The sequence below is a fragment of the Halovivax asiaticus JCM 14624 genome (assembly GCF_000337515.1).
Lineage (GTDB): Archaea > Halobacteriota > Halobacteria > Halobacteriales > Natrialbaceae > Halovivax > Halovivax asiaticus.
The window spans coordinates 413,377-421,995 of record NZ_AOIQ01000014.1 but is presented as its reverse complement, the minus strand read 5'-3'; the positions used below and the strand labels follow the sequence as shown (position 1 = coordinate 421,995).

Below are 8,619 nucleotides of genomic sequence, written 5' to 3'. Positions count from 1 at the left end.
TGTGTATAAGAGACAGGCTCCGGATCGACGAGGCGTACCCCGGCTCCTACGCCATCGAGCAGGACGGTGAGACCGTGACGATCGTTCGCGCCCCGACGACTGCGGAACTCTCGGAAATTCACGAGGGAACGGCCCCCGACGGCGAGCACACGATCGATCACAGTATCTTCGGTGACGCGGGATCCGAATCCGGTGACGGCGAAAGCGAATCGGGTGACGAGAGTGCATCCGGGGGTGACGACAGCGACGACGATCCGATTCCCGGATTCGGCGTCCTGGCTGCCGTGATCGGAACGCTCCTCGCCGTCGCAGTTCGCCACCGACGGTAGCGTTCTCGGACGAACGACGCCAGTGGCGGACGAATACGCTTTATTCCCCGCACGAGAACGGTCAGCTATGACGACACCGTTCGGCACGATTCCAGCCGACGCGATCGCGGATGGCCGTGCCACGGACGCGTACTTCCGCCGGATGGACGAGGCGCTCGCGCACGCGGGGAAGAACCCACGCGTCGTCGCGGAGGTAACGGCCGACCAGTTCCCGACGGGCTCGTTCGAGGTATTCACCGGCGTCGCCGAGGCCGCGCGGCTCTTCGAGGGGCGCGCGGTCGACGTCGACGCGCTGGCCGACGGCCGGCTCTTCGACGGCGGGCCGGTCATGCGGATCGAGGGTGACTACCGCGCGTTCGCCGAACTGGAGACGTCGCTGCTGGGCCTGCTCTCCCAGCCGAGCGCGTTCGCGACGGCCGCCCTGTCGTGTCGGCGAGCCGCGCCGGAGTCGACCGTCCTCTCGTTCGGCGCCCGCCACGTCCACCCCGCGCTGGCGTCGGTCGTCGAGCGCGCCGCCCTCGTGGCCGGCCTCGACGGCTTCTCGCACGTCGCTGCGGGCGAGCTGCTCGACCGCGAGGCGAGTGGCACGATGCCCCACGCGCTCATGTTCTGCTTCGGCGAAGGGAACCAGGCCGACGCCTGGCGGGCGTTCGACGCGGCGGTCCCCGAACGCGTCCCCCGGATCGCCCTGACGGACACCTTCTGGGACGAGGTCGCGGAAACGCTACTCGCAGCCGAGACACTCGGCGAGGACCTGGACGGCGTCCGCCTCGACACGACCGGCTCCCGGCGCGGCGACTTCCGCCACATCGTCCGCGAGGTCCGCTGGGAACTCGACGCTCGGGGCCGCGAGGACGTCGACCTCTTCCTCTCCGGCGGCCTCGGCCCCACCCAGCTCCGCGAACTGCGCGACGTCGCCGACGGCTTCGGCGTCGGAAGCGCGGTCACGAACGCCGACCCGCTCGACTTCAGTCTCGATATCGTCGCCATCGACGGCGAACCCGTCTCCAAGCGCGGGAAACTCTCCGGCGTGAAGGACGTCTACCGGACGCCGGATGGCGGCCACCACGTCGCACTCGCCGATGGCGACGGGCCGGACGAGGGCGAGTCACTCCTCGAACCACTCGTCCGCGACGGCGAGGTCGTTCGGGAGGCAACACTGGACGAGGCCACCGACCGGTGTCTGGCCGACGCCGAGGCTGTCGGGTTCGGCGGTATGGAAGACGCTCCATAACACTCCAGCCTAGAACGATCGGAGTGCGTTCTGGAAAGACTTCGGTGAAATTTATAATTTTCCGCCCCAATAATTCAGTGATGGCGGCCGCCGATGTGCCGATCGAATGGACGGCCAGGCGACCTCGGAAACGCACGTTCGTGATCCGGCTCACGACGGCGCTGAGTGTCGCCTGTCTCTACGGGTTGGTGTGGGTCTCGAGCGGTGATCCGCCGATACGCGGGATGGTCACTGGTGGACTGGTTCTGGTACTTGTCCTGGCCGTGATAGAGAGTGAGTATACCTACCGGGCGACGACGACCGGGCTGGAGCGACGACCGATCCGGTGGGGACCCACCAAGCGCACCCACTTCGCCTGGGAGACGAGTAGCGGCTTCAGCGTAACCAACGATGCCATCGTCCTACACCGTCCTTTCCCACAGCTGGACAGAAGGTGGTCGCGGGCGGATATCATCGAGACGGAGCCGGCCATCGTGGAAGCGCTCGAAGAGCATCTCGATCGGCGGGCGTGAGCGGCGTCGCAATCGCACCGATTCCGGCCGCTCGTATAGAGACGACTACCGAGAAAGACGACTGTCAGGAACAGCGATCGGCTCCGCCGTTACAGTTCTTCGATCGTGCCGTCGGATGCGCGCTCGCGGAAGACGTGTCCCTCGAAGAGTGTGACGGCGACGTCGTCGTCCTGCCAGGCGGTCGGCGGGAGGCCGGCCTTGCGGCAGGTACGATCCAGATACTCGCGGTCGCTCCAGTCGTTCTCGACGGGGACGGTCGGGTAGAGCCAGCCGGACTGACCGCGCCCCTCGATCGCGACACCGTGGGCCCCGAGGTCGATGTCGGCCAGCGGATCGTCGGTCAGGATCACGTTCCGAACCACACAGACCGAGACCGTGAGATTGTCGAGTTCGGTCGGTGTGACCTCCGAGCCACAGGAGTTCTCGCTCGCGGCCCCGATCGCCGAGTCGACGATGACGTGACCGAGCTGGTCGTCGGTGCGATAGCCGCCGGCACAGCCACGGAGGCTGCCGCGGCCCCGGGTCGACTCGAGGCGGACGAACGCGCCCGTTCGCTCGTAAAACGCCTCTCGCATGCTACCCGGATGCTCTCGTTGCCCGTGTCGGACGAACGCTTCGACGGCTTCACGCGCGAGTTCGACCGCGCGAGCACCGTCCTCGTAGGAAAGTTCGACACCCTGTCCCTGGGACATACACGAGTACATAGGGATTACCACCCAAAAGCGCTTCCATTCGTACGCCCCCACGACTGTGACGACCGCGAGACATAAATGTGGGCGATTCCTACCGCAAAATGGGTGAGAGAGCCCGACTGCCGCGACGAGTGCCCCGGCAACGGGACGCTCGATGACTCCGGATACCCGGAGAACGGGGGTGGGTCGTCCAGAAGCACGACTCGTCCCTGCACCGTGACCGTGCCCTGGTTAGCCAGCGTCGGTCACGCCAACAGCGCGACGATCGTCGCGTCGGTCGCACCACGCCGCGAGGCCTGGCGCGTCAGTAGCGTGTCCATCTCTCCGAGATGGGCGACGCAGCCAACGTGGTCCGTCCCTCCGGGACGGGCCACGCCTGCGAGGAAAGTCCCCCCACCTGCCGAACGGGTGACCGGACGCAAGTCCGGGGCGGGAGACCGCCGGCTCTGGAACAGAAACGACACGTCTCGGCCGGACCGATGAGGCGAGCGAACCCGACCGAAAGGAAGGGGAGTTGACCCGCCGAGGGATGCGTGGTTCGGAGCCCGAAGGGCGAGAACCACGACGAAGCGAGCGGCAAACGCCGCGAGCACGAACAGCGCGGTTCAGGGTGTCACAGACACGAGAACCACGCTTCCGATGGCCGAGGATCGATGGAACGGCGAATCCTCACCGGTGCAAGTCCACGTCGCTGGTAGTTCGGCACGCCACGGCATCGCCGTGGGCGGCGTGGACGCTTAGCCAAATGCCGGGCCGAACAGAAGGGGGCTTACTCCTCTCACCCAGTTTTTCCCAGGGAGCCACTGCGACGATACCCGCGAAAGCGACGTGACGGATACCGCAGGGAACGACAGGTACAAACCGTGAGACGGCCTCTACAGACACATGTACGTTCTCGGCATCACCGGCGACGCGCCGACGGACAGTCGCAACCAGGCGGTCGATCGCGTCGCCGATCGACTCGGACAAGCTGGCCGAGTCGGTGTCGTCCGGTACGACGCGACGATCGCGGACGGTGCGGCGAGCCGGCCGGAGCGCCATGGCGGTGACGTCACGTACGAGCTCGGAGCCGACGGCGACTGGGCGGCGACGGGAACCGGGTTGTCCGTTCGAGACGCGCTCGATGGGCTCGCGAGCGACTGTGACTACGCGATCGTCGACGGGGTCGACAGACTCGCCCAGCCACAGGTCGTGATCGGCGGCCCGGCCAGGGGCGTGAACGATCCGCTCGCCATCGTCGAGCACCCGCGCGACCTCGACCTCGAAACCATCGTCGACGCACTCCACGAGCGCGAATCGTACGAGACGCTCGCTTCGCTCGTCGAGACGGTCACGAACGCCTCCGAGGCCGATCGAGCAGGGGCGATTGCTACCTTCACCGGGCGCGTGCGAGCGCGAGACGGTCCCGACGACGTCCGGACGAAGCACCTCGAGTTCGAGAAGTACGACGGGTTCGCCGACGAGCAACTGGTGGCGATCGAATCCGACCTCGCCCGTCGCGACGGCGTGCTCGCAGTCGAACTCCACCACCGGACCGGTATCGTCCCGGCGGGCGAAGACATCGTGTTCGTCGTCGTCCTCGCCGGCCACCGGCGGGAGGCGTTTCGTACCGTCGAGGACGGGATCAATCGGCTCAAAGACGAGGTCCCGCTGTTCAAGAAGGAGGTTACCGTCGACGACGAGTTCTGGGCGCACGAGCGCCGCTGAGGGCGCCAGAAGGGGAGACTGCGTTTCGCACGCAAGTGGGTAGCGAAACGGATCTCGCCGGGTCGCGAGCAGCCGGACGGACCGGGCGGATTGTCGCCGGTTTGCCCCAGTAATGGCGCCCAAACGGCCGGTACACTCCGAATACGGCCGAACGGCTACACCGACGATCGGCGTAGGCGACCCATTCACCCCGATATTGGCCGTAAGCCGCCCATTCTGCCCCCCGTACGCACGAAATACACGTTTCAACGATGGTGACGATAATGAATCCGGTACGCTCCGTCACTCGCGTATTTACCGGTTCGTCGAATAGTCGGCTCTGTTATACCTACTGCGTAGCTAAATAGTCAGTCAGGGTTGCCTCAATCGTCATGTCAGACGATGACACCGGCGATTCGCGAATTGGCCGACGATGGTACCTTCGGAGCGCCGCTGCGACTGGCGCAGCCGCACTCGGCACCGGCGCCGTGAGCGCAGGCGAAGACGAAGAGAAAGACCACAAGAAAAAGAAGGGCGTCACGGTGATCGACCACTGTGGCTACGTCATCGACGAGCCCGGTCACTACGTCCTGGAGAGCGATCTGGAGTGGAACAACGACAACGGGAACAACAACGGCGACTGCGGGTGCAACGGCCACCACCACGACCACACGCACGCCTGCATCGAGATCCGCGCGAGCGACGTCACGCTCGACGGCCAGGGCCACACGATTTCGTGCTACGGTCCCCTGAACGGGCCGAGGAGTCCGTCCGCGATCGATCTGGACTCGATCGACGACTCGATCGACCTGGATGCGGTGACGGACGGCTCGCTCGATCTGGATTCGCTCGACGACTCGATCGACCTGGATGCGGTGACAGACGGCTCGCTCGGCATGAACGGCGAGCGGCCGCGACTGTGGGAGGTCGGACGAGTCGGCGTCCTCGTTCGGCCCCACCATCACGGAAAGCACCACAAGAAATCCGGCAAGCACGGAAAGAAGGACGGCAAGAAGGGCGACTCCCGGGACCGCCTCTCCAACGTGACGGTCAAGAACCTCAACGTGGAACGGTGCACCACCGGAATCGCCTTCGTGCACACGAAAGGTGGGACTATCTACGACAATCGGACCGATGAAACCCTGGTTGGCTACTACCTCTACCGCTCCGACAAGACTACCCTGAAGTCCAATGTCGCGGTTTACAGCGGATTCGGGTTCGTCCTCCACAAATCGAGCCGGAACACGCTCAAGTGGAACAATCCGGCCGACAACTGGGGCCCGGGATTCCTGTTCGTGAACGCCGACGGGAACGCGCTGGTCAAGAACCGGTCCTGGCGCAACGCCTTCGGAGCCATCCTCTGGAGATCCGACGACAACACCATCGAGAGAAACGAGATGAACGACAACGACTTCGTCGGGTTAGCTCTCGTCCTGTCGAACGGCAACGAGATCTCGCGCCTCGAAGCGCAAGACAACGACGAAGACGGCGTGTACCTGCTCGGATCGAAGAAGAACACGCTCTCGTACGTACTCGCGACTGACAACGGCGACGACGGCGTCCAGCTCACGTTGTCCTACGCAAACGCCCTGAAAAAGATCCGTGCGGACGACAACGACGACGATGGGATCGACCTCGACGCCTCGAAGAAGAACACCATCGCGAAGGTCGAAGCGACCGGCAACGGTGCGGACGGGATCGACCTCGACTACTCGTACAAGAACACGATCGCGGGGAACATCGCGAACGACAACGGAGACGACGGCATCGATCTCGACAATTCACACAAAAATAAGATCAAGAACAACACGGCCAACGACAACGACGACGACGGCATCGATCTCGACGAGTCGGACGAGAACACCGTGAAAGGAAACACCACAAACGAGAATGGTGACAACGGCATCGAACTCGACGAATCAGATGGAAACGTTCTCTCCAAGAACTCCTCCGACGATAACGGGGACTACGGCTACGACGTGGAAGATTCCAACGACACGCAAGGCTCCGGCAACAGCGCCGCGGACAACGGCTCCGGCCCGATCGAAATCTCCGGCGGCAGCGGGAACGAGATCGAAGTTAACGGGCAAACCTACTCGTAGGCGGTAGCCCGCGAATCGCCGGTTTTACCCCGCGAACCAGTTACCGCGCCCACCGGCCAACGAGATCGAGCCCCACACGCCCCGACTACAGTGGCGCCACCGTTCTCCATCCGTTGGTCAGCTTGAGAGCGTGAATGAACACCGAATACTTGCCATTATTACAGTATCAGGAACGTTGCCGACCGGTTTCGGCCACCAGACCGATTGTTCAACGGACTCCAGAGCGCGCAGATGAACGGCCCGAAAGTATTCAGGTACCGAGAAAAACCCAGTTTATTTGATTACTATCCGTCTACACTAGCGGCCGAAGTGATCCACGCGAATAAAAGATAAGAAAGGATTATAAAACGTCTAAGCGTTTTTGAGCCATTCGTGAAGAGTCGGCGAAACGCCAGCTATTCGTTCATTACCAGCCAGTATCGTGAACGAACACGAAACGTGCCAAAGTAACCTCCCTTTATAACAGGTCCCGGCCGGTTGGGTCAGATGACGATGAGCACGACTGCATCACCCTCCACCGACACCAAGCGACGTCGCCTGAAGCAGTACCTGCGCGAACGAGCGGAAGATGGCGAGATGTACTTCAAAGGGAAGTTCATCGCCGACGACGTCGGGCTCTCCCCGAAAGAGATCGGCGCGCTCATGGTCTCCCTCGCGGAGTCCGCCGACGACCTCGAAGTCGAGAAGTGGTCCTACACGAGCGCGACCACGTGGCGCGTCGAGGCCGCCTGATCGGAACGAAACCGTCTCTCGGGTTGCGTCGGCGGACGACGCCGACCCGGGTCCCCGCAACACCCTGCATTCTCACCCCGTTTTCACACACCGAGAGACGCATCCGGACCGACCACGGCGAGCAACGAGCGGCGAGGGTGAGCGCCGAGACGGATCGGTGACTGCGAGCCAACAGGCGATTTATCCGGACGGACGACCAAGTGCCGCCGATGGCAGCCGAGTCGCCGGCCGACGGACCGCCGCTCGAAGCGATCGAGTCGGTGTTCGCCGTGACCGAAATCCATCGGTCAGCCGATAAACTCGTCTACGTCGGCCAGCCGCGCGTCTCGCCCGACGCCGTGACGCAGGAACTGTGGCCGACCTTCCACGACGCCGGGTACGAGCTCGAACTGCGCGGCGCCCGCGGGCGCGTTGCGCTCGTCGCCGAACCCCAGTCGCTCGGCGTCGACGGGATTCCGTGGAAACACATCGGCCTGTTCGTCGCGACAGTGCTCTCGACGCTGTTCGCCGGGACGTTCTGGTACCACATCGATCCGTTCGCCGAGCCCGCGGCGCTCCTCCGGGCGTGGCCGTTCTCGGCGGCGATTCTGTTCGTCCTTGGCGTCCACGAGATGGGTCACTACGTCGCGAGTCGCTACCACCGCGTCCAGGCCTCGCTCCCGTACTTCATCCCGATCCCGACGCTGATCGGGACGCTGGGCGCCGTGATCAAGATGAACGGTCGGATGCCGAGCCGGAAAGCGCTGTTCGACATTGGCGTCGCGGGTCCACTCGCCGGCCTCGTCGCCACGGTCACGGTGACGACCGTCGGCCTGCACATGGATCCGATACACGCGCCCGCGGCGGTGGTCCAGAGTCCCGACGCCGTCCAGTTACATCTGGGTTTCCCACCCCTGCTAGAGGGGCTCGCCGCGCTCTTCGACCAGCCGCTGTACCGGGGCGATCCGACGACGATGGTGAATCCCGTCGTCATCGGCGGCTGGGTCGGGATGTTCGTCACGCTCCTCAACCTCATCCCCGTCGGCCAATTGGACGGCGGGCACATCCTCCGGGCGATGATCGGCCCCGATCAGGAGACCGTCGGCGCGCTCGTCCCCGCAGCCTTGCTCGGACTCGCCGGCTACCTCTACTTCCTCACCGATCACACCGGGCAGGCGGCCTCCGTCTGGATCCTCTGGGCCGTCCTGACGACGCTGCTCGCGATCGCCGGCCCGGCGAAACCGTTCGTGGAGGAACGCCTCGACTCCCGTCGACGAGTGCTGGGGGCGCTCACCTTCGGGCTGGGAACGCTGTGTTTCACGCCCGTTCCGATCGAAATCGTCGGGTAGCTCG

9 protein-coding genes and 1 other RNA gene are annotated in these 8,619 nt (G+C 64.3%); 8 read left to right on the top strand and 2 right to left on the bottom strand.

The genetic code is table 11. The features are described 5' to 3' along the window. From C479_RS09615 to C479_RS09605, 3 genes are all read left to right on the top strand, one after another. Positions 1–329: PGF-CTERM sorting domain-containing protein (locus C479_RS09615; protein ID WP_007701519.1), on the top strand; the 329-nt coding region annotated here is incomplete at its 5' end. Between the two features lie 67 nt (positions 330–396). Further along, positions 397–1,563 (top strand): nicotinate phosphoribosyltransferase, encoded by a 1,167-nt coding sequence (locus tag C479_RS09610; protein ID WP_007701507.1) that lies wholly within the window; start codon positions 397–399, stop codon positions 1,561–1,563. 80 nt (positions 1,564–1,643) lie between these two features. Then, positions 1,644–2,075, top strand: coding sequence for a hypothetical protein (locus C479_RS09605; protein WP_007701504.1), 432 nt, complete (start codon positions 1,644–1,646; stop codon positions 2,073–2,075). Positions 2,076–2,164: 89 nt separating this feature from the next. On the opposite strand, the gene C479_RS09600 is transcribed toward C479_RS09605, so the two are convergent. Beyond that, entirely contained in the window at positions 2,165–2,767 is a 603-nt protein-coding gene (locus C479_RS09600) for a TIGR00296 family protein (protein WP_007701501.1), read from the bottom strand. A 245-nt stretch (positions 2,768–3,012) separates the two neighbouring features. Continuing rightward, positions 3,013–3,141, bottom strand: coding sequence for a hypothetical protein (locus C479_RS17130; RefSeq protein ID WP_449271811.1), 129 nt, complete (start codon positions 3,139–3,141; stop codon positions 3,013–3,015). Between C479_RS17130 and rnpB the strand changes: the two genes are divergently transcribed. From rnpB to C479_RS09580, 5 genes are all read left to right on the top strand, one after another. Then, positions 3,130–3,551, top strand: an RNA gene (gene rnpB / locus C479_RS09620) — RNase P RNA component. The genes C479_RS17130 and rnpB overlap by 12 nt on opposite strands. A 101-nt stretch (positions 3,552–3,652) precedes the next feature. Continuing rightward, positions 3,653–4,474, top strand: a complete 822-nt coding sequence (locus tag C479_RS09595) for a molybdopterin synthase (RefSeq protein WP_007701498.1) — start codon at positions 3,653–3,655, stop codon at positions 4,472–4,474. Positions 4,475–4,845: 371 nt separating this feature from the next. Next, positions 4,846–6,555: a right-handed parallel beta-helix repeat-containing protein gene (locus tag C479_RS09590; RefSeq protein WP_007701496.1), complete on the top strand. Its 1,710-nt coding sequence runs from the start codon at positions 4,846–4,848 to the stop codon at positions 6,553–6,555. Between the two features lie 486 nt (positions 6,556–7,041). Then, positions 7,042–7,287: a DUF7123 family protein gene (locus C479_RS09585; RefSeq protein WP_007701494.1), complete on the top strand. Its 246-nt coding sequence runs from the start codon at positions 7,042–7,044 to the stop codon at positions 7,285–7,287. Positions 7,288–7,496: 209 nt separating this feature from the next. After that, the gene (locus C479_RS09580; RefSeq protein ID WP_007701492.1) at positions 7,497–8,615 is read left to right on the top strand and encodes a site-2 protease family protein; all 1,119 of its coding nucleotides are present in this window, start codon (positions 7,497–7,499) and stop codon (positions 8,613–8,615) included. The last annotated feature ends 4 nt before the right edge of the window (positions 8,616–8,619 follow it).

Excerpts from the sequence above, each read along its gene's own strand:
- C479_RS09600 (WP_007701501.1), bottom strand. The coding sequence starts at position 2,767 with ATGTCCCAGGGACAGGGTGTCGAACTTTCCTACGAGGACGGTGCTCGC.
- C479_RS09580 (WP_007701492.1), top strand. The coding sequence starts at position 7,497 with ATGGCAGCCGAGTCGCCGGCCGACGGACCGCCGCTCGAAGCGATCGAG.
- C479_RS09610 (WP_007701507.1), top strand. The coding sequence starts at position 397 with ATGACGACACCGTTCGGCACGATTCCAGCCGACGCGATCGCGGATGGC.
- C479_RS09605 (WP_007701504.1), top strand. The coding sequence starts at position 1,644 with ATGGCGGCCGCCGATGTGCCGATCGAATGGACGGCCAGGCGACCTCGG.
- C479_RS09585 (WP_007701494.1), top strand. The coding sequence starts at position 7,042 with ATGACGATGAGCACGACTGCATCACCCTCCACCGACACCAAGCGACGT.
- C479_RS09590 (WP_007701496.1), top strand. The coding sequence starts at position 4,846 with ATGTCAGACGATGACACCGGCGATTCGCGAATTGGCCGACGATGGTAC.
- C479_RS09595 (WP_007701498.1), top strand. The coding sequence starts at position 3,653 with ATGTACGTTCTCGGCATCACCGGCGACGCGCCGACGGACAGTCGCAAC.